At 70.7% G+C, this 20,814-nt stretch carries 19 protein-coding genes; 7 read left to right on the plus strand and 12 right to left on the minus strand.

Translation table 11 applies throughout. From position 1 onward, the window contains the following. Window positions 1-49 precede the first annotated feature (49 nt). A complete protein-coding gene (locus ACIBVQ_RS21870) occupies window positions 50-1,339 on the minus strand; it encodes an MFS transporter (RefSeq protein WP_362914344.1) in 1,290 nt (429 codons plus the stop codon). 143 nt (window positions 1,340-1,482) lie between these two features. Between ACIBVQ_RS21870 and ACIBVQ_RS21875 the strand changes: the two genes are divergently transcribed. From ACIBVQ_RS21875 to ACIBVQ_RS21885, 3 genes are all read left to right on the plus strand, one after another. Next, on the plus strand, window positions 1,483-2,475 hold the full coding sequence (locus ACIBVQ_RS21875) for an Lrp/AsnC family transcriptional regulator (protein ID WP_352011908.1): 993 nt from the start codon (window positions 1,483-1,485) through the stop codon (window positions 2,473-2,475). Beyond that, window positions 2,462-3,760 (plus strand): M20/M25/M40 family metallo-hydrolase, encoded by a 1,299-nt coding sequence (locus ACIBVQ_RS21880; protein WP_352011909.1) that lies wholly within the window; start codon window positions 2,462-2,464, stop codon window positions 3,758-3,760. The genes ACIBVQ_RS21875 and ACIBVQ_RS21880 overlap by 14 nt, the downstream gene beginning before the upstream one ends. 162 nt (window positions 3,761-3,922) lie before the next feature. Beyond that, on the plus strand, window positions 3,923-4,918 hold the full coding sequence (locus ACIBVQ_RS21885) for a DMT family transporter (RefSeq protein WP_362776139.1): 996 nt from the start codon (window positions 3,923-3,925) through the stop codon (window positions 4,916-4,918). 5 nt (window positions 4,919-4,923) lie between these two features. Here the strand turns inward: ACIBVQ_RS21885 and ACIBVQ_RS21890 are convergent, their stop codons facing one another. From ACIBVQ_RS21890 to ACIBVQ_RS21910, 5 genes are all read right to left on the minus strand, one after another. Continuing rightward, window positions 4,924-5,382, minus strand: coding sequence for a hypothetical protein (locus ACIBVQ_RS21890; RefSeq protein ID WP_399179531.1), 459 nt, complete (start codon window positions 5,380-5,382; stop codon window positions 4,924-4,926). Window position 5,383: 1 nt separating this feature from the next. Beyond that, the gene (locus ACIBVQ_RS21895; RefSeq protein WP_399179533.1) at window positions 5,384-7,705 is read right to left on the minus strand and encodes a molybdopterin oxidoreductase family protein; all 2,322 of its coding nucleotides are present in this window, start codon (window positions 7,703-7,705) and stop codon (window positions 5,384-5,386) included. Then, entirely contained in the window at window positions 7,706-7,903 is a 198-nt protein-coding gene (locus ACIBVQ_RS21900; protein ID WP_399179535.1) for a hypothetical protein, read from the minus strand. A gap of 231 nt (window positions 7,904-8,134) precedes the next feature. Further along, complete coding sequence (locus ACIBVQ_RS21905; protein ID WP_352011913.1) at window positions 8,135-8,608, minus strand: OsmC family protein; 474 nt, start codon at window positions 8,606-8,608, stop codon at window positions 8,135-8,137. Between the two features lie 31 nt (window positions 8,609-8,639). Continuing rightward, window positions 8,640-10,250: an FAD-dependent monooxygenase gene (locus tag ACIBVQ_RS21910; protein WP_362776135.1), complete on the minus strand. Its 1,611-nt coding sequence runs from the start codon at window positions 10,248-10,250 to the stop codon at window positions 8,640-8,642. Between the two features lie 179 nt (window positions 10,251-10,429). Here ACIBVQ_RS21910 and ACIBVQ_RS21915 point away from each other — a divergent pair, with 179 nt between their 5' ends. Together ACIBVQ_RS21915 and ACIBVQ_RS21920 are read left to right on the plus strand one after the other, a co-directional pair. Continuing rightward, window positions 10,430-11,122: a helix-turn-helix domain-containing protein gene (locus tag ACIBVQ_RS21915; protein WP_352011915.1), complete on the plus strand. Its 693-nt coding sequence runs from the start codon at window positions 10,430-10,432 to the stop codon at window positions 11,120-11,122. A gap of 182 nt (window positions 11,123-11,304) precedes the next feature. Continuing rightward, the gene (locus tag ACIBVQ_RS21920; protein WP_352011916.1) at window positions 11,305-12,486 is read left to right on the plus strand and encodes a homogentisate 1,2-dioxygenase; all 1,182 of its coding nucleotides are present in this window, start codon (window positions 11,305-11,307) and stop codon (window positions 12,484-12,486) included. A gap of 125 nt (window positions 12,487-12,611) precedes the next feature. On the opposite strand, the gene ACIBVQ_RS21925 is transcribed toward ACIBVQ_RS21920, so the two are convergent. From ACIBVQ_RS21925 to ACIBVQ_RS21950, 6 genes are all read right to left on the minus strand, one after another. Then, complete coding sequence (locus ACIBVQ_RS21925; protein ID WP_362776130.1) at window positions 12,612-13,661, minus strand: branched-chain amino acid ABC transporter permease; 1,050 nt, start codon at window positions 13,659-13,661, stop codon at window positions 12,612-12,614. Between the two features lie 73 nt (window positions 13,662-13,734). After that, a complete protein-coding gene (locus ACIBVQ_RS21930; protein WP_352011918.1) occupies window positions 13,735-14,634 on the minus strand; it encodes a branched-chain amino acid ABC transporter permease in 900 nt (299 codons plus the stop codon). Between the two features lie 11 nt (window positions 14,635-14,645). Beyond that, window positions 14,646-15,455 (minus strand): ABC transporter ATP-binding protein, encoded by an 810-nt coding sequence (locus ACIBVQ_RS21935; RefSeq protein ID WP_352011919.1) that lies wholly within the window; start codon window positions 15,453-15,455, stop codon window positions 14,646-14,648. Beyond that, window positions 15,452-16,255 (minus strand): ABC transporter ATP-binding protein, encoded by an 804-nt coding sequence (locus ACIBVQ_RS21940; protein ID WP_352011920.1) that lies wholly within the window; start codon window positions 16,253-16,255, stop codon window positions 15,452-15,454. Before ACIBVQ_RS21940 ends, ACIBVQ_RS21935 begins: the two co-directional genes overlap by 4 nt. Next, window positions 16,252-17,514: an ABC transporter substrate-binding protein gene (locus tag ACIBVQ_RS21945; protein ID WP_386187837.1), complete on the minus strand. Its 1,263-nt coding sequence runs from the start codon at window positions 17,512-17,514 to the stop codon at window positions 16,252-16,254. The genes ACIBVQ_RS21940 and ACIBVQ_RS21945 overlap by 4 nt, the downstream gene beginning before the upstream one ends. A 233-nt stretch (window positions 17,515-17,747) precedes the next feature. Then, window positions 17,748-18,404: a peroxiredoxin-like family protein gene (locus ACIBVQ_RS21950; RefSeq protein ID WP_399179541.1), complete on the minus strand. Its 657-nt coding sequence runs from the start codon at window positions 18,402-18,404 to the stop codon at window positions 17,748-17,750. A 179-nt stretch (window positions 18,405-18,583) separates the two neighbouring features. Here ACIBVQ_RS21950 and ACIBVQ_RS21955 point away from each other — a divergent pair, with 179 nt between their 5' ends. Then, complete coding sequence (locus ACIBVQ_RS21955) at window positions 18,584-19,726, plus strand: alpha/beta fold hydrolase (protein ID WP_399179543.1); 1,143 nt, start codon at window positions 18,584-18,586, stop codon at window positions 19,724-19,726. Continuing rightward, on the plus strand, window positions 19,723-20,808 hold the full coding sequence (locus ACIBVQ_RS21960) for a mandelate racemase/muconate lactonizing enzyme family protein (protein WP_399179545.1): 1,086 nt from the start codon (window positions 19,723-19,725) through the stop codon (window positions 20,806-20,808). The genes ACIBVQ_RS21955 and ACIBVQ_RS21960 overlap by 4 nt, the downstream gene beginning before the upstream one ends. Window positions 20,809-20,814: the final 6 nt, after the last annotated feature.

The following is a 20,814-nucleotide window of genomic DNA, read 5'->3' on the forward strand; positions in this document are numbered from 1 at the left end:
GTCAGTCCGCGCTCGTACCGGGCCTACCGGGCCACCAGGGGCGGTTCACTCAGTCGAGCACCGTGTCCCTGGTCTCGCGCATGCGGATGTAGACGACGGTGGAGACAAGCGTGAGCGCGCTGGCGTACCAGCCGAAGACCTGTCCGTGCCCCCCGTCGGCGAGCATCGTGGCGACGTACGGTGCGGTGCCGCCGAACAGCGCCACGGTGAGCGCGTAGGGAAAACCGATGCCCGTCGTGCGGACCTTCGAGGGGAACAACTCGACCATGACCGCTGAGCACACCGAGGTGTAACCGGTCAGCAGCACCATGGCCACGCACGAGATGAGCAGCAGATTCCAGAAGGAGTCCTGCAGCATGCCGAGCATCGGGACCGTCAGCACGGTGAAGCCCGCTCCGAAGACGACGAGGAGGGGCTTCCTGCCCACGCGATCCGCCAGCAGCCCTCCGAGGGGCTGGATCGCCGTGAAGAACACGAGCGCGATCGTGCTCACCGTGAGCGCCCGCGCCGGGTCCGCGCCTGCGGTGATCGTGGCGTACGTCGGCAGGTATATGGACCAGGTGTAGAAGCTGACGGTGGCTCCCGCGGTCATGCCGACGATGAGCATCGACTCCTTGGGATGCCTGCGAAGGAAGTCGAAGAGTCCCGGCCTGTCCACGGCGCCCTTCCTGATCGCCTCGGCGTGGACGTACGTCTCCTCGGCTCCGTATCGGACCCACAGGCCGAGCAGGGAAAGCAGCGCCCCCAGGGCGAAGGCGAGCCGCCATCCCCAGGAGGACATCTGGTCCATGGAGAGCATGTTGCCGAGCAGGCTCGCCACGCCGGCCGCCATGAGCTGGCCGAGGTTGGAGCTGAAGTAGCTGAAGCTGGAGAACAGCCCGCGCCGGCCGGGGGGTGCCGACTCCACCAGGAACACCGACGACACGGCGAACTCGCCGCCCACGGAGAATCCCTGGACCAGGCGTATGACGATCAGCAACAGCGGGGACAACAGCCCGGCCTGCGCGTAGGTGGGCAGAAAGACCATCGCGAGCTGGCTCACGCCCATGAGTGCGACGGTGAGGGTCATGGCCGGGCGCCGGCCGGCGCGGTCGGCGATCGCACCGATGGCGAGGCCGCCGATCGGGCGCATGACGAAGCCGACCGCGAAGACGGCGAAGGCGCTGAGCAGGGGGACGAGGCTGTGCCCGGTGTCGGGGAACACCTGATCCGCGAAGTAAGTGGTGAGAAACGCGTACGCCAGCCAGTCGTACCACTCCACCAGGTTTCCCGCTGAGGTGGACAGTAACTGGCGTGTGCGGCTGCGGAGGGTGGGAGTGACCGCGGAGTCGACCGTCACCACTGAACTCCTTCGTCGTCTGACGGCTGGCTGTATGCCGAGAAGTTTGCACCTGATGACATATTGAGGCAAGGAGTGGTATTAATGTTTACGAAAGCGCTATATTGAGGTTCTGGATGTTAGATTCCGACATACTTGATGAATTGGATCGTCGCCTCGTCGCGGCGCTGCAGATCTCACCCCGGGCCACCTGGGGGGACCTGGGGCGGGTGCTCGGTGAGAACGAACGCACGGTGGCGCGACGCGTGCAGCGCATGCTCGCCGTCGGCGCCATCCGGATCACGGCCACCTACGACGACCTGCGCGCCGGTGTCGGCAGCCCCGTGCACGTACGCGTCAGCACGGAACCGGGATCGGTGGACGCCACGGCCCGTGTCCTGGCCGCCCGGCCGGACGTACGCGGGGTCTTCGCGATCACCGGGGCCGCCGATCTGTGGTGCGAACTCGTCGCCTCGGGAGAGGGTCCGCTGCGGAACCTGCACGGGATCCTCGCCGACGAGATACCGGCCGTCCCCGGGGTACGGGCCACCGAGGCACAGGTGGTGCTCAGGACGTTCACCACGGTCGCCGACTGGCACGCCCCCCTGCTCAGCGAGCAGGAGTGCGCCGCAGTGGGGGCCCTGGGTGTCCCGCTGCTCGCCGAGCTACCGGATCGGGTCGACTTCGGGGGCGTCGACCGCCAGGTGGCGGAGATGCTCGTGCGCGACGGCCGCATGAGCTACACCCAGATCGCCGACGAACTCGGCATCTCGGTACCGACCGCTCGGCGTAAGGTGACCTCGCTGCTGGAACAGCAGATGGTCCACCTGCGCGTCGAGGCGGAACCCGCGCTGCTCGGCCTGCGCGTCGAGGCCCAGCTCGGCCTGGAGGTGCGTCCCGCCGGCCTGGACGAGGTGGGGAGGGCGCTCGCCCGCCATCCCGGAGTCCGCTACTGCGCGGCCATCGCGGGCAGTCATGATCTCCTGGTCGAGGTCTGCCTGGCCCACGAGGCGGACCTGTACAGATTCGTCACCCGGGTCGTCGGAGGACTGACCGACGTGGTCGATGTGGACATGGCGTTCATCACCCGGGCCTACAAACGAGGGCACCTGCCGAAGGACGGCCTTCTGACAAGGAGTCCGCATGACGGTCCTTGAGGACGAGACCGTACGCATGTGCGCCGAGCTCATCCGGATCGACACCAGCAATCTCGGCAGCGACGGCCCCGGCGAACGCGAGGCGGCCGAGCTGGTCATGCGGTGGCTCGGCGAGGTCGGCCTCGACCCCACCTACATCGAGAGCGAGCCTCGCCGGGGCAACGTGATCGTCCGCATGAGCGGGACCGTGCCCGGGCTTCCCGCGCTGCTCGTGCACGGGCATCTCGACGTCGTCCCGGCCGACCCGCGTGACTGGACCGTGCCCCCGTTCGCCGGTGAGGTGATCGACGGCTGGATATGGGGCCGCGGGGCCGTCGACATGAAACACATGGACGCGATGATGGTCGCCGTCGTGCGCGACATGGTGCGCAGGGGAATCCGGCCGCGGCGGGACCTGGTCTTCGTCTGGCTGGCCGACGAGGAGGCCGGCGGGGACCACGGCGCACGGTTCCTGGTGCGCGAGCACCCGGAACTGTTCGAGGGATGCGCGGAGGCCATCGGCGAAGTCGGCGGTTACTCCGTCTCGATCGCCCCCGACCTGCGGCTCTACCTGGTGGAGACGGCGCAGAAGGGGCTGGCGTGGATTCGCATGCGCGCCGAGGGCCAGGCGGGTCACGGCTCCATGATCCACCCGGACAACTCGGTGACGGAGCTGGCGGCGGCCGTGAGCCGGATCGGCGCCCACCACTGGCCGCAGCGGCTGACCCCCACGACCCTCCGCATGCTCAAGGAGATCTGCCACGCCTGCGGCGTGCCGTTCGACGAGGACGACATCGACGGTGTCCTCGGCAAACTCGGGCCGACGGCCCGTTTCATCGGGGCCTCACTGCGCCACGTGGCCAATCCGACACAGTTCCACGCCGGATACGCCACGAACGTCGTGCCCGAACTGGCCGTCGCCGAGATCGACGGGCGTTTCCTCCCGGGGCTGAAGGACGACTTCCTCGACACGCTCCACCGGCTGGCCGGGCCCCGGGTGTCCAGTGAGCGCATCGACTTCGAGGAGGCGGTGGAGGCTCCGTTCGACACCCCGCTGGTCGAGGCCATGCTGGGCGCGCTCAGGACCGAGGATCCACAGGGGCGCGTCGTGCCCTACTGCCTGTCCGCGGGGACCGACAACAGGACCTTCCATCGGATGGGGATCCACGGGTACGGGTTCGTCCCTCTGCGGCTCCCGCCGGAGATGGACTTCGCCGCCATGTTCCACGGGGTGGACGAACGTGTTCCCGAGTCCGCGCTCCGCTTCGGCGTGCGTGTCCTGCATCATCTGCTCTCGACCTACTGACGTCGCGGGGTCCGGCCGCCGGGGCGCGCCGTCCCGGCTCGTCCGCGGCTCGCGCGCCCTGGACCGGGCCGCCGGAGCGAGAGCCGCCTGGCATGATCCACTGCTGGGGCGAGGCCCCGGAGATCCCCTGGCAGGCTCAGCAAGACGAAGGAGTTCAGCCACGTGAGAACCCCCAGCGGCGGTCAGGCCGGGACACGGAGCAGACGTGTCGCCGAGCTCGGGCTCGTCGGCGTCGCCCTGTGTTTCGGCCTGACGTTCACCGTGACCCAGGACGCCATCCGGGACGTTCCGCCGTGGTCGTTCATCGCGCTCCGGTTCCTGTCGGCGGCGGCCGTACTGCTGGTGCCCTACGGCAGGGACCTGCGGCGGCTTCCGGCGGCCGGCTGGCGGGCCGGTCTCACGCTGGGGGCCCTTCTCACGGCCGGGTACGGTCTCCAGACCGTCGGACTGGCCTACACGACCGCGTCCAACTCCGGATTCATCACCGGCCTGTCCGTGGTCTTCACCCCGATCCTCGCCTGGCTCGTGCTGCGCCAGGCGGTCAGCGGCCGGGTGTGGGTGTGCATCGCCCTGGCCGCGTGCGGGCTTCTGCTCCTGTCGGGGTTCGGCGGCGCCTGGAGCCCGGTCGGCGACGCCCTCACGCTGGGCTGCAGCCTGGGCTTCGCCGCGCACATCATCGTCACGGACAGGACCGTCCGCCGTTTTCCCGTGGGCTCCATGGTCGTCGTGCAGCTGGGCGTCTGCGGGATCGCCGCGCTCGCGGTCGCCTCGGCCACCGGCGGGCTTGTCACACCGACGGCCACCGACACCTGGTGGGCCATCGCCTTCACCGCGGTGGTGGCCAGCGCCCTGGCCTACTTCGTCCAGTCCTACGCGCAGCGGCACACCTCACCGGTGCGCACGTCCCTGCTCCTGACCACCGAACCCGTCTTCGCGGGGCTGTTCGGCTTCTGGCTCGCCGGTGACCGGCTGACCGTCGTCGGATGGTCCGGCGCGGCGCTCATGCTGCTGGCCGTACTCGCGGCCGAGAACGGCGGCGCGTCCGCCCGCCTGCTCCACGCGCTGCGCACGCGGCGGCCCACCGTGCGGGGGAGGACTCCGGAACCGGCGTCACGAAGCGAGTCCTCCCAGGACGCGGGCGGAGCCGCGCGGCGGTAGGCCGCTCACGAGGCGACCACCAGGGCCTGGGGGGAGGCCTGCTTCATGCGGGTGCGCAGCCACAGCAGCTGGACGGCGGTCTCCTTCTCGCAGACCTCGACGACGCCGAGCAGGTCCTCGTCCCGCGCCCCCTGCGCGGCCTGACCGATCAGGGTCCAGGAGATGTCGCACTCGGCGGCCATGAGGTAAAGGTCGTGCAGGTCGCGCAGCAGTCCCAGGCCGCCGGTGCGGGTGCCGGAGAACAGGGTGGCGTGCAGTCTCTCGGGCTCGTCGGGAGCCTTCTCGGAGTAACGCCGGGCGAAGGGCGCCAGCCTGCGGGCGTGCTCGTCGCACTGCCCGGCCAGCCGCTCGCAGACGTGATGGACGTCGGGTTCGTCACGATGGCCCCGCCCGACCTCGCGGAAGGCGTCCGCCAGCTCGGTCTGCGACCTGTGCAGCAACCCCAGATAGTGGGCCAGGTGCATGTCACGCCTCCTCGACGCGTTCGCGGACCTGCGCCGCGGGCCCGCCCCTCGTGGCCGGGACCCGTGGGTCGGCGGGGACGACGCCGACGGTGGGGGCGGCGGAAGGCACCCCGCCCCCGGAGGAGACCCTGGTCACCCGGACCGCGGCGACCTTGAAGATCGGCTGCTTGGACACCGGGTCCCAGCCGGTGATCGTCAGCTCGTTGGCCGCGCGGGGGGCCTCCCCGCCAGGGCCGGGCTCGCCACGGTCCCAGTAGCCGTAGTGGAACGGCACGAACACCACCCCGGGACGGGTCCCGCACACCCTGGCCCTGGCCTCCAGCGCCCCCCGGGGAGACTCCACACGAACCAGGTCCCCCTCGGCCACCCCCAGCGCGGCGGCGTCACCGGGGGCGATCTCCACCCAGCATTCGGGGGCGGCGTCGTTCAGCTGGGACGCGCGGGCGGTCTTGGTGCGGGTGTGGAAGTGATAGACGGTGCGGCCGGTGGTCAGCAGCGTCGGATGCTCCTCGCTCGTCACCTCGGGGGAGGGCTGGTACGGCGCAGCCCGCAGGAACGCCCGCCCCCGCGGTTCCATGGCCCGGTGGCGTTCCTCGTCGTAGGCGGCGCCGGTGAGCAGGTCGTGCCCGTAGTCCTCGCAGTAGCCGGGGTCGGTGTTGAAGCGCCCGCCGGTGTAGAGCCTTTCGGTGCCGCGCGGAGCCGAGGGCGTGCACGGCCACTGGACACCGCTTCCGCCGCGCAGCAGCTCGTAGGTGATGCCGGTGTAGTCGCACGGACGCCCGGCCGAGCACGCCTTCCACGCCTCGAACGCCGACTCGGGATCGTGCCATTTGACCAACGGCGCGCCGTCCTTGTCGCGGAAGCCCATCCGGCGGGCGTAGTCGAGGAAGATGTCCAGGTCGGAGCGGGCCTCGCCGGGCGGCTCCACCGCCTTGTCCGCCAGGTGGACGGTACGGTCGACGCTGGTGAACGTGCCCTGTTTCTCCCCCCAGGTGGCCGCGGGCAGCACCACGTCGGCCAGCATCGCGGTCTCCGTCAGGAAGATGTCCTGCACGACGAGGAACAGGTCCTCCTTGGAGAGGATCCGGCGGACGCGCGCCAGGTCGGGCAGGGAGACGGCGGGATTGGTCGCCGAGACCCACAGCAGCTTGATCGAGCCCTGTTCGGCGTAGCGGAAGACCTGCATGGCGTGCGTCGGGGGAGCCCAGTGCGGGATGACCGAGGGCTCGACGTTCCACAGTTCGGCGAGCTGCCGAACGTGCTGGGGGTTGTCCCAGTTGCGCATCCCGGGCAGGTCGCCGTCGGCCCCGGTCTCGCGGGTGTTCTGCGCGGTCGGCTGGCCGTTCATCTGGTAGAGCCCCGCTCCGGGGCGGCCCAGCATGCCGCGCAGCAGATGGATGTTGTTGACCTGGCAGGCGGCGGCGGTGGCCTGGTTGGACTGGTAGAAACCCTGCAGCACCGTCGACAGCAGCCTCCTGGAGGACCCCAGGATCTCCGCGGCGCGCTCGATGGAGCGCACCGGCACGTCGCAGATCTCCGCCGCCCATCCGGGCGGGCAGTCCCGCACGACCCGGCACAGCTCCTCGAATCCGATCGTGTGCGAGCGGACGTACTCCTCGTCGTACCACCCCTTGTCGATCAGTCGGTGGATCAGGGCGTCCATCAGCGCCATGTTCGTGCCGGGCCGTACCGCCAGGTGCACGTCGGCCTCCCGCGCCACCGGCGTCTCCCGAGGGTCGACGGCGATCATGGCCGGGGGCCGGGGGCCACGGCGCCGGTCCAGCATCCGCATCCACAGCACCGTCTGCGTCTCGGCCACGTTGTGACCCCACAGCGCGATCGCGTCGCAGTGGTCGACGTCGGTGTAGGAGCCGGGCTGCCCGTCGGTGCCGAAGCTCTCCTTCAGCGCCGCGGCGGCGGTCGCCGTGCACAGCCGGGTGTTGCCGTCCATGTGCGGTGTGCCGATCCCGGCCTTGCCGATCACGCCCAGGGTGTAGTACTCCTCCAGGAACAGCTGGCCACTGGTGTGGAAGCCGAAGTGGCCCCAGCCACCCGGTCCGTCGAGCAGTTCCCTTGAGCGGGCGACGATCCGCCCCATCGCGGTGTCCCAGTCCGTCTCGACCAGCCGGTCGCCCTCACGTACCAGGGGACGTGTGAGCCGGTCGGGGCTGTTTCCTGCCTGCCAGCCGTGCAGGTCCTTGGGGTCGAGCCGCCCGTGGTTGACCCTGTCGCCCGCCCGGCCGCGTACTCCGACGATCCGGCCTCCGGCGACGGCGATGTCCATCGCGTCGCCGTTGGAGTGCAGGATCGAGGCGGCCTGCACCTATTTCTCGACGTCCTTCTCCTGGACGCCCTCCTCAAGGAAGGCGTCCACCCGCACCGGCCAGGCACTGTGCCGGCCCGGATCGCCGGGCAGCAGGGCGCGCACGCCCTCGGGAAGCGAGGCGGCGATCCGCTCGGCCGCGCCAGGAGGGCCGTACGGCGTACGCGCCCCCCACGGGTCGGTGATCCGGTCGGTCATACCGGCGGCTCCCTCCAGGAGGACGCGACATGGGGACGACAGATGCGCTACCCCGCCTGGCGCCCGTCACACGACGTGCTCAACGCGAGACGTACGTGGCGACCGGCACGGGGCGGTCCGCACAGTGGTCTGGAACCCCAGGCCGGGAGGGTGACGGCACTCCGTCCATCCGCCGCTCCGCAGGCCCGGCGCCGCCGCCCGGCGGCCCGGGATCCGGAGGGAGAGGTGGGCTCAGACGGTCTCCAGGGTGGTGGTGATCTCCACGCAGCCGCCGATGGTTCGCGCGATGGGGCAGTGCCGGGTGTGCCGGTCGTGGGCGCGTGCCACCTCGGCGGGGTCCACCCCCTCGGCCAGGCGTACCCGGTAACGCACGTGGACGGCGGCGATCCGCAGCACCCCACCGTCGTTGACGATGGTCCCCTCGGCCTCGGACGTCAGCGCGCCGTCGGTGGTCGGCTGGCCGAGCTGTCCGAGCATGCCGGACAGGGTGCCGGTCAGGCATCCCGCGGTGGCGCCGACCAGGTAGTCCAGGGTGGTGGCGTGCGGCTCGATGGTGTCGAGCGGCACCTTGTAGTGTTCGGCCACGCCGCCGTGCATGCCCATGGGCACCTGCCCGTCCAGGGGAACGGTGACCAGCTTGGTGCGTCCGGGCGCGGCCTCGACGCTCACCCGGGAGGTCTCGACGACGGCGCTGCTGTCGATCATGGTGCTGCTCCTTGTTGGGGCGGGATGGTGGTCAGCCGGCGGCGTTGGACGCCTCGGCGGTCAGCGCGCCGAAGTCGACGGGGGTGCCGTCCAGCGGGACGACGGCCGCCACGTAGCAGTCGGGGCGCACGAGGTAGACGACATCCTGCTCGCCAGCGTAGATGTCCCACATCTTGTCGGACAGCACGGTGAGCGTGCCGGGGCCCGCGGGCGCGGGGGCCAGGACGCGGCGCCGGACCCAGGCGGGGGCGGGGACGGCGTCGAGCGCGGCGCTCAGCCCGGGGGTGAGGCCGTCGCGACCGGGTACGGCGAGCAGGGTCAGCGACCCCGCCGTGATGGCGCGCAGCGTGGTCGCGCGGCCGCCCTCGGCGCAGCGCAGGTCGGGCAGCGGCGCACCCGGCCGTACCCGGGGAGAGGACAGGACGGTCGGCGCGGTCAGCGGCGAGTCGTAGTAGGGGAAGGGCTCATACAGCCTGCCGCTGTCCACCCGGTGGGCCTGACCGGGGTCGTCGGCGGCGGCCGCGAGCGCGGCGTCGCGCTCGCGGCGTCCCGGCTCGCCGTCAGGGGTCATGAACTTCATGGAGGCCCCGGTCAGCTCCAGGTTGTGGTCGGCCGCCGCCGCCCGCTCGGTCTCGTAGCTGTCCAGGAGCGCGTGCCCCGCCTTGCCGTTGAGCACGAGGCCGAGCTTCCAGGCCAGGTTCTCCGCGTCCTCCATGCCGCTGTTCATGCCGCGGGCGCCGAACGGCGAGACGACGTGCGCCGCGTCGCCCACCAGGAACGCGCGGCCGCTGCGGAAGGCCGAAGCCCTGCACTGCTGGAAGGTGTAGGTGTTGCTGCGGACCACCTTCACCGGGTGGTCGCCGATCACGGTGGCGATCCGCGCCCGCACCCGCTCGGGCTCGGTGAGGACGTCGGCGTCGGCGTCCAGCGGGATCTGCCAGTCCAGCCGCCACAGTCGCCGGCTCACCCCGTGCATGAGCACGATCCCCTCGGGATAGAAGGGCGGGTTGAACCACAGCCGCCGCTCCCGCCTGAACGGCAGTTCGGCCTCGAAGTCGGCGACGAGGAAGCGTCCTTTGGTCTGCCAGCCGTCGAAGGTGATGCCCAGGCGGCGCCGTACGCCGCTGCCGATGCCGTCGGCCGCGACGAGGTAGGCGCCGGTGTGGGTCTCGGGTCCTTCGGGGCCGTCCGCCGTGACCCGCACGCCGGAGTCGTCCTGCTCGAAGCCGGTGACCGTGCGCTCCAGCCGGATGTCCACCAGACCGGTCGCGAGCGCCGCGTCGTGGAGCATCTCCTCGATGCGGAACTGCGGGAAGTTCACGAACGGCGGGTAGATCTCCTCGCCGTGCGGCGGGAACCTGAGCTGGAGTATCTCCTTGTCGCCGTAGTACGTGCGGCCCAGCGACCAGCTCATCCCGTCGTTGACGATCTCGTCGGCCACGCCGAGACGGTCGTACAGCGCGAGGATGTCGCGTTGCACGGTGACGGCTCTGGACTGCCGGCAGCTCGGCTGGTCACGGCGTTCCAGCACCACCGAGCGCACGTTCTGCCTGGCGAGCAGGATCGCGGTGGCCATGCCCACGGGCCCCGCGCCCACGATCACCACGTGCGGGAAAGAACCTGAGCTGTCCGGCAGAGCCATCGCCACCTCCGAAGTGACCGATATCCGGTTACTGCGACCGTATATTGGTCATAGATTGCCCTGTTTGCGGCGGGACTTCAAGAGGGGCGACGGGATGCGACGCGAATCGATGTTGGCGTGCGAGCGGGGGAGGCGCGATAATCGCTCGTGTAGCCCGATTTTCGACTAGGAGTGAGACCGTGACCGAGGAACCGGCCAGATCTGGCGAAATCGCGCAAACGCTCGATCGGGGGCTGCGCCTGCTGGAGATCCTCGCGGAGGTGGACCAGGGGTTGTCGCCGACCGAGGCCGCCGCCCGGCTCGGCGTCCACCGCTCCATCGCCGCCCGCCTGCTGGCGACCCTGCTGCACCGTGGATTCGTCCGGCGCAACCGTGAGGGACGTTACCTGCTGGGCATGGGGCTGTTCACCCTGGCGCGCCAGGTCTCACAGAATCTCATGGTGGTCGCGGGGCCGTTGCTCACCGAGATCGCCGAGCGGCTCGACGCCACCGCCGTCATGCATGTCGCCGACGGGGACGGGGCCGTCACCCTGGCCTCGGTCGAGCCCAAGCGGGCCAGTTTCCACATCGGCCTGCGCACCGGCTCCCGGCATCCGCTGGGCACCGCCGCCACCGGTATCGCCATCCTGGCCGGGCGTCCCCCCGAGCCCGGTGAGAGCGACAAGGTCAGCCACGGGCGAAGCCGGGGGTACGTCGTCACCACCGGCGAACTGGTCCCCAACTTCACCGGCATCGCCGCCCCGATCGTGGTCAACGGCTGGTGTGACGCCAGTGTCGGTGTGGTGATCCCGAAGGAGCGCAAGCATGACGAGAAGGTTCTGGCCGGCGAGGTGATCGCCCTGGCGGGGCGCATCGCACTCGGCCTGACCTGACCTCCGGCCTGCCCTGACGCAGGCGCGACGGCCCCGGAGCCCCGAGCGGGCACCGGGGCCTTTCGCATGTCCGGGCGATTGACAACCCTCTGTCCGTGCGCAAGGATCGCCGATATACGGTCTATGTAACCGATAATAGAACGCTAACAGAGCGCAGGGCTCGACCCCGGATTGAGGTGGGCATGGTCTACTACAGGCGTCTTGGCGAGGTGCCACGTAAACGGCACTCCCAGTTCCGCGGCGCCGACGGCGCCCTCTACCACGAGGAGATGCAGGGCGAGGAGGGGTTCAGCTGGACCCAGTCGTTCCTGTACCACCGCAGGATCCCGACCGCCATCACCGCGGCGGAGAGCCATGCCGACGACGGCGGGCCGATGCGGCCCAACGATCCGCTGCTGCCACGGCACCTGCGCACCCACGCCTTCGAGCCGGGCGGGGACCCGATCCTGGGCCGGCGGGTCCTGATGGGCAACTCCGACCTGACGATCTCCTACGTCGCCGCCGACGCCGACAGCCCCCTGTACCGCAACGCGGTCGGCGACGAGCTCGTCTACGTCGAGGCGGGTTCGGCCGTGCTGGAGTCCCCCTACGGCCGGATGGAGGTCGGCGACGGCGACTACGTCGTCATCCCCACCTCCACGACGCACCGCTGGCGGCTGCTCGGCGGCGAGCTACGGCTGTTCGTGGTGACCGCGTCCGGCGGCGGGCACATCAGGCCGCCCAAGCGGTTCATGTCGCCGTTCGGGCAGTTCCTGGACGGCTCGCCGTACAACGAGCGGGACATCCGCGGCCCCGAGGAGCTGACCTCCGCCGACGGACCGGCCGAGGTGTACGTCAGGCACCGGCGTGGCGTCACCCGCTACACCTACGCCTACCACCCCTTCGACGTGGTCGGCTGGGACGGCTACAACTACCCCTACGCGCTGTCCATCCGTGACTTCACCCCCTCGACCGGCGCGCTGCACCTGCCGCCGCCCACCTACATCACCTTCGAAGGGCCGGGCTTCGTCATCTGCTCCTTCGTGCCGCGCATGTACGACTACCACCCGGACGCGGTGAAGGTCCCCTACAACCACGCCAACGTGGACTCCGACGAGGTGCTGTTCTACTGCGGCGGTGACTTCATGAGCCGTGCGGGCACAGGCGTCGGCATGGGGTCCATCTCCCTGCACCCCGCCGGTTACATCCACGGCCCGCAGCCGGGCAGCGCGGAGAAGAGCATGACGGTGACCAGGACCGAGGAGTACGCGGTCATGGTGGACACCTTCAAACCGCTCGACCTCGGCCCCCACCTCGACGAGGCGGAGGACCCCGGCTACGCCTGGTCGTGGGCCCGCGGCGCCGGCGTCGACGTCGGCGGGTGAAACGCCCGCCCTCCCGCTCAGAAGGGCCCCGTGACCACGGTCGCGGGGCCCTTCTGAGCGGGAGGGCCGTCATGATGCCCTCATGGGCCCGTCATGAGGGCGTCATGACGGGCCCATGAGGGCCGTCACGACGGCGCCGCGTGGTCGGCCGGGACGGGACGGCGGGACGTCAGCGCCTTACGCGCCCGGGTGGCCAGCGCGGCCAGCCCTCTGGGCTCGTAGAACAGGATGACCACGATCAGCCCGCCGTACATGATCTGCGCGACGTAGGCGGGCCCGAAGTCGGACACCGCGCCGCCCATGCCCGGGATCGCGTCGCTGTAGCGCTGCAGGAGCAGCGGCAGCGAGGACACGAACGCCGCGCCCGCGATGGCTCCCGCCACCGACGCCTGCCCGCCGATCACGACCATCGCCAGGTACTCCAGCGACAGGAACAGGTCCCAGTACTCGGGCACCACCCGCTGGAACAGCAGGGCCAGCAGCACGCCGGCGAGTCCCGCGTACACACTCGACAGGGTGAAGGCGACCGACCGGTACCACGCCACCCGCACGCCGAGCGCCGCCGCGTGCACCTCGCCGTCGCGGACCGCGGCGAACGCCCTGCCCACCCGGCTGCGCAGTACCAGCACGGCGAACACCGTGGTCAGCACCAGGATGATCAGGGTGACGTACCACCCGCGCTCGGCCTGGCGCAGCGGCACCCCGAGCAGCGAGAGCTCGGGCTCGGCGCCGAGCACCTGGAACGAGCCGACGGTCAGCTCGGGCACGTTACGCCCGTTGTAACCACCGGTGAGCGGCTCGGCGGTGAACAGCACGTGCTGGCCGATGAACACCAGCGCCAGCGACGCGACCCCCAGGTAGATGCCCTTCAGCCGGCCGGCCAGCGGGCTGAAGGCCAGCCCCGCCAGTCCAGCCAGCGCCACCGCGATCACCGCGGCGGGCAGGCTGGGCAGGCCGAGTCCCCAGGAGCCCTCCTTCGCCGGTGAGCCAAGCCAGATGTACCCGTAGGCGCCCACGGCCAGGAAGAACGAGTGCGCGAGGGAGAGCTGACCGACCCGGCCGACCAGGATCATCAACCCGACCGCGCCGATGGCGGCGGCGAAGGCGAAGGAACCCAGATTGAGCCAGAACCGGTCGGCGTACAGCGGGATGGCGAGCAGGACGACGCCCGCCACGACCGCGACCGGAGCCCGCCACCGGACCCCCGCGCGCGCACCGCGCCGTGTCTCCTCTGATGTGTTCGCCGGCTTAAACACGGACGGCCTCCCGTATCCCGAACAGCCCGGCGGGCCTGATCAACAGCACCACCAGCATCAACACGTACGGCGCGGCCTCCTCGAACCCCTGGCCGAGGAACGTCAGGTACTCGCCGTACCCGCGGACCAGGACCTCGCTCAGCCCGACCAGCAGCCCTCCGGCGATGGCGCCGGTGGTGGAGTCCAGGCCACCGATGATCGCGGCGGGCAGCGCGCGCAGCGCCACGGCCTCGACCGAGGTGTCCAGACCCGGGCTCGGATAGGCCACGATGAACAGCCCCGCGCACACGGCCAGGGCACCGGCCACGGCCCACGCCGTGGCCGAGACCCGGCCGAGCCGGATGCCCATCAGGGACGCCGTCTCCGGGTCCTCGGCGGTGGCCCGCATCGCCACGCCGAAGTCGCTGCGGTGCAGCCACAGCTGGAAGAGCACCAGCAGCAGCGCGCCGACGACCAGCGCGGCGATCCGCGCCTCGGCGACGCCGATGCCCAGGAACCGCACCACGGCGTTGCCCCACGGGTCACCGGTGGTGAGGATCTGCGAGCCGATCCGCCGGTCGGTCTCGGTCAGCAGCACCACGTCGAGGCCGATGGTCATGATGCTCGCCGCGACCACCGCGTGCGTCTTGCGGAACCTGCTGACCAGCAGGCGGTCGATCAGCACGGCCAGGACCGCGGCCGCGGCCACGCCCAGCGGGAGCGCCACCCAGAACGACAGCCCGTGCAGGGTGTACGCGCTGGCCAGCACGTACGTGCCGAACATCAGCAGGCTCGGCTGGGCGAAGTTGACCACGCTGGAGGACTTGTAGACGACGACGATGCCCAGGGCGACGAGCGCGTACACGGCACCGAGTGACGCGCCCTCCACCAGCATCGAGAGAAGTTGTGCCATGAAACCGGCTCCTAGGATGGCGGCTCGGACTCGGAACGTTCCTTTTCTGCGGCCCTGCCGAGGTAGGCGGCGATGACCGCCTCGTGCGCGGTCACCTGGTCGGGCGGCCCGGTGAGCACGACCTGACCGAAGTCGAGCACGGTGACCTGCTCGGAGATGCCCATCACCAGCCCCATGTCGTGCTCGACCAGCAGGACCGTGATCCGCTGTTCGGCGGCGATCCTGCGGATGGTGTCGCGGACGGCGATCTTCTCGTGCGTGTGCATGCCGGCCGCCGGTTCGTCGAGCAGCAGCAGCCGCGGCTCGGTGGCCAGGGCGCGTGCGATGTCCACCCGCTTGGCCTCGCCGTAGGGGAGTTCGGCCGCGGGCAGCGCGAGCAGGTGGTCGACCCCGAGGAACTCGGCGACCTCGCGTACCTTGGCCCTGGCCTCCCGCTCGGAGCGGCGGGCATGGGGAAGGCGCAGTCCGGCGCCGAACACCCCGCCCCTGCCCAGCCGGTGCCGGCCGAGCAGCAGGTTCTCCTCCACGGTCAGCCCCGCGAACATGGACGCGTTCTGGAACGCCCGGCCGACTCCCAGGCCGGTGACCCGATGCGGGGCGAGCCCGACCAGTTCGCCGCCGTCCACGAGCACGCTGCCCCGGGCGGGTTTGTAGATCCCGGACAGCACGTTGAACAGGGACGACTTGCCCGCTCCGTTCGGGCCGATCACCGCGTGGATCGTGCCGGGTTCGGCGGTGAAGGTGACCCCGTCGAGCGCCGTCACCCCGGCGAACCTGACGGTGACGTCACTGACCTGCAGGCGGGCTCCGGGTGCCGTCATGCCGTCCCTCCCTGTGCTTCGGCGGGAATCGTGGCCGCGTCCTCCTCGTCGGGCTCTCCTCCCAGGTACAGGCGGCGCACCCGGTCGTCGCCGCGCAGGCGTTCGGCCGGGCCCTCGATCGCCACCTCGCCCACGGCGAGCACGTACGCGTGGTCGGCGAGCTCCAGTGCCACCGCCGCGTTCTGCTCGACGACGAGCATCGCCGTGCCCTGCCTGTGGATCTCGCGCAGCAGGTCCACGATCCTGTCGATGATCTTGGGTGCGAGTCCCAGGGACGGCTCGTCCAGGAGCAGCAGCCGGGGCTCGGCCATCAGGGCCCGCCCGATGGCCAGCATCTGCTGCTCGCCGCCGGACAGCAGGCCCGCGGTCTGCCCCCTGCGCTCGCCGAGCACGGGGAACAGCTCGTACACCCGTTCCAGGTCGCCGGGCCGCCTGCCCTTCGGGTTGCCGTACCTGCCCGCCCGCAGGTTCTCCTCGACGGTCAGGCGGCCGAACACACGACGTCCCTCGGGGACCTGCACGATGCCGGACTTGACCCGGCGCTCGGCGCCCACACCGTCGATGCGGGCGCCGGCGAACGTGATCTCACCGCCGGTCATCCGGCCGGCCTGGCCTGCCAGCACTCCGGAGACGGCGCGCAGCAGCGTGGACTTTCCCGCGCCGTTGCTGCCGAGCACCGCCACGATGCCGCCGTGCGGGACGTCCACGCTGACGTCCCGCAGGGCGGTCACCGCGTCCCCGTAGCGGACCCCGAGGCCGCGCACCGAGAGCAGCGGATCGTCTGTGGCCCGAGCGGTCATCGCGCCTGGAACTTCGCCGTGTCCGGACCGGTGTAGCCGCTCTGGACCAGTTCCAGCCCGCCCTCGGCGCTCTTGGACGGCTTCATGACGAAGGTCTTGGCGGACGGCGAGACGCCCGGCTTGGAGAAGTCCAGCGGCACGGTGGTCTGCTGGGTGTCGTAGACGCCCTTCTGCCGGAAGGCCTTGGCCAGGCCCTCCCTGGTGAGGTCCTTGTTCTCGCACGCCTGGGTGATGGCCTGGTCCATCACGCTCGACGCCGCGTAGCCGAGCGTCACCCACAGGCTGGGCGTGATCGACTTCTCGCCGGACTTCGCGTACAGGTTCCTGACCTGCTCGGGGCCGGGGCCCTCACCGGCGAACGGCGCGGCGGAGCTGACCACGAGCATGTTCTTCTCCATGGCCGCTCCCGCGCCGGTGGTCAGCGACTCGGGGGAGAAGCCGGGGGAGGCCGCCACGATCGGCACGTCCAGGCCCTCCACGTCGGCGACGGCCACCGCGGAGGAGACCTGCCGTCCTGACGCGCTCAGGAACAGCGCCTTGACGCCCTCCCCGGCCATCTGCTTGACCTGCCCGGAGAGGTCGCTGACCGTCGGGTCGATCTGCTGGCTGACCACGGAGATGCCGTTGGCCTCGGCGGCGAAGGTGGCCCCCGCCAAGCCGGGCTCGCCGTAGTCGCCCTTGAGGTGGATGTAACCGATCTTGTCGCCCTTGGCGAGCTTCTTCTGCTCGATCAGGTAGTCGACCGCGTTCACCATCTCGATGTCGTACGTGGTGCCGGGGATGATGATCGATTCGCTGTCCTTGACGCTGGGGGACCAGCCCATGGACACCGCGAGCATGCGGTCCTGCTCCAACTTGGGCAGTACGGCGAGCGTGGTGGGCGAGCCGACGGTGATCTGCAGGGCGAGGACCTGCTGCGACAGGTCGGAGTACAGGGACACCGCCTTCTGCGGGTCGTATCCGTGGTCCCGGGTCACCAGGTTGACCTTGCGGCCGTCACAGACGCCGCCTGCGGCGTTCTTGGCGTCCCAGTAGAGTTTCACGCCCAGGTTCTGCTGCTTGTCGATCGCGGCGAACGGGCCGGTGACGTCGGTGAGCAGACCCAGGTTGATCGTGGAGCCGTCCACACCAGGCCCCGTGGGCATGCCACCGGAGGTGTCGGAACTGGTCTGCGCCTTGGTGGAACAGGCGGTCACGGTGGTGATGGCGAGAGCCGCGGCGCCCAGCGCGGCGGCCATGCGGAGCGTGTGGGATGGCATGCGTCCCCTTTCGTGCCGGTACGGGTCCGCGTCCGTCGGAAACGCGTGGCCGCAGGCAGTAGAGATCACGTTGTGGTCGATGGGGAGAGAACGGCCCGCAACCGATATTCGGTTAAACCGTTCGACTATCGTGCTGTGGCCCATCTGGTGTGTCAAGAGGGTGGCCGAACGGCAACAGGAATGATGCGGGGCGGTGAAACGGCCGTCTCACCGCCCCGAGGGAGGGGAGGTGATCAGCCGGCGGACGCGCGGATCTCGCGTACGGCCCGCAGGGCGTCGGCGGGCTCCATCCGTGTCCGGTAGTTCATCGTCACGTGCCGGGCCCGCACCGCGCCGGAGGGGTCGAGCACGAACGTCGCGGGCACGGGAAGGCTCCAGCGGCCGTCGGGCTGCTGGCGGGCCAGCGCCGCCGCGGTGACGTCCAGCAGGTGCGGTTTGATCTCCTCGGGCAGCTCGAACCGCACCCGGTAGGCGGCCATGACCTCCTGGTCGGCGTCGGAGAGCACGTCGTAGGCCAGGTCGTGCCTCTCCTGCATCGACAGCGCGTCGTCGGGCAGCTGCGGGCTCACCGCCACCAGCCGTGCCCCCGCCTCACGGAACTCGGGCAGGGCCGCCTGGTAGGCGGCCAGCTCAAGGTTGCAGTACGGGCACCATGAACCGCGATAGAAGATCAGGACGACCGGTCCCTCGGCGAGCCGGTCGCGGAGCCGTACCTTGGCTCCCACCGCGTTGGGCAGCGTGAAGTCGGGCGCCTGCTCTCCGACCTTCACCCCGGGGACGAGGCCGGCGGCCTCGATCTCGGCGAACGCCTCGTTGATGGCGCGTTTGGCCTCCTCGGGCCGTTGGACCGATGCGGCCTTGGCCGCGAGGATCTCGTTGAGCGATTGCACCGGCGCCAACTCCTTGACCGTTATTCGGTTGCGATGTTCGTTTTTTGTGCACTTCGGTTACGTGCATCCTCGGAACCCGGTCGCGCCCCTGTCAAGACGTGAGGGTGTGCGCTAGGGTGAGCGATACCGATATATGGTGACAGTAACCGTTAATCGAACGCGGGTGAGGTGGTCAGGACATGGCTGAGCGGGAGCTGCTCACCGTTCCCATCGGGACGGCGGCCGCGGCCTCGGAGGTCTACTCGGGCGTGGCCCGGATGGCGGGAGTGCTGTGGTGCTCCCGGGTCCGCGCGAACCCCGGCCGGCGCGCCGACACCGCCGTGGTGGTGGTCCACCCCTCCTCCAACTTCCTCGGGCACTACGCGCTCGGGGCGTGGGCCGAGCGCGGGGTCGACGCGGTGGCCATGACGACCCGCTACCTCGGCAACGACTCGGTGCTGCTGCTGGAGAACTGCGTACTCGACATCGCCTCCGTCGTCGGCCACCTGCGCGCCGAGGGGTACGAGAAGGTCGTCCTCGTCGGCAACTCCGGCGGCGGCGGGCTCGTCGCCCTCTACCAGGAGCAGGCGCGCAACGCCACCATCACCTCCGCGCCCTACGGCGGCGGCCCCGACCTGACCAAGGCCCACCTGCCGCCCGCCGACGCCCTGGTCATGCTGATGGCCCACCCCGGCCGGGCCAACCTTCTCGTCGAATGGCTCGACCCCGCGGTACGCGACGAGGACGACCCCTTCGACCGCGACCCCGAACTCGACATGTTCGCCGCGCACAACGGCCCGCCGTACCGGGAGGAGTGGCTGGCCCGCTACCGCGAGGCGCAGCGGGCGCGCAACGAGCGGATCACCGACGCGGTCATCGCCCGGCTCGGCGCACTCACCGAGCGAGCCGGAGGCAAGGTCACCGACCTGCCCATCAGGATCCACGCCACCTGCGCCGACCCGCGTAACGTGGACCTGTCCATCGACCCGTCCGACCGCGCGCCGGGCACTCTGTGGGGGGAGCCCTACGAGGCGAACCTGCGGCCCACCACCCTCGGCCACCTGACCAGCCTGCGCTCATGGCTGTCGCAGTGGTCCATCCGCACCTCCAACGGCGACGGCCCCGCCCGGCTCGCCACCGTGGACGTCCCCGTGCACGTCATCTACGGCACCGCCGACCAGGCGTGCTTCCCCTCCCACGCCCGCCAGCTGTACGAGGCGGTGCCGCACGACAACAAGACACTCACCGCGGTGGAGGGCGGCCGTCACTACCTCAACGGCCAGCCCGAGCTCACCGCGGTCATGGCCGACGCCCTGATCGGCTGGATTGGAAAGGTCCTGTGAACCGTCCGACGATCGCCGACCTGAGCACGGCCTGGGTGCGCGTCCCGCTCGGCGCGGGACGCGGCGGCTCCGGCGCCACCCGGGTCGACCTGCTCCACGTCACCCTCACCGACGACGAGGGCGCCACGGGCACCGGCTTCACCTACGCGCTGACCGGCGGCGCCGAAGCCCTGTACGCCCTGCTCACCGGCCTGGTCAAGGAGATGGCCGAGGGCACCCCCCTCGACGCCTGGCCGCGCCGCTGGCACGAGATCACCGCCGCGACCCGCAGGCTGGGCAGGGGCGTCGCGCTGCCCGCGCTTTCGGCCGCCGACATCGCCGTGTGGGACCTGCGCGCCCGCCGCGCCGAGCTGCCCCTCTACCGTTACATCGGCGCGCACACCGACACCGTCCCGGTGTACGGCAGCGGCCGCTCAACCCACGCGATGACGGTGGACGAGCTGATCGAGGGCTCCCGCCGGTACGTCGCCGAAGGTTACGACGCGGTGAAGCTGCGCGTGGGCGCCCGCCGCGCCGAGGAGGACGTGACGCGGGTGCGCGCCGTACGCGAGGCGCTCGGCGACGACCTGCGGATCATGGTCGACTGCAACGAGCGGCTCGACCTGCCCACCGCGGTGTGGCTCGGCCGCCGCCTCGACGACCTCGGCGTCTACTGGATCGAGGAGCCGCTGCCCTCCGACGACCTGGCGGGGCACGCCCAGCTCGCCGCCCGTCAGGGCGTCCCCGTCGCGGTCGGCGAGCACCTGCACGGCCGGCACGAGTTCGCGAACTACCTGCGCGAGGGCGCCGCGTCCGTGCTCCAGCCCGACGTGCCGCTGTGCGGGGGCGTCACCGAATGGCTGCGAATCAGCGCAGTGGCCGAGGTGTTCGGCGCCGTGCTCACCCCCCACTTCCTGCCGGAGCTGCACATCAACCTGGCGGCGGCCGTACCCAACTGCGCATACGTCGAGCACTTCCCGCTGATCGACGAGGTGCTCGCCGAGACCCTGCCGGTCAGCGGTGGTGTGGCGGCTCCGCCGGACCGTCCCGGCCACGGGATGTTGTGGGACGGCGCCGCGCTGGACCGCCTCCGGCACGCCTGACGAACC

This window comes from Streptosporangium sp. NPDC049376 (assembly GCF_044466505.1).
Taxonomy (GTDB): Bacteria; Actinomycetota; Actinomycetes; order Streptosporangiales; family Streptosporangiaceae; genus Streptosporangium.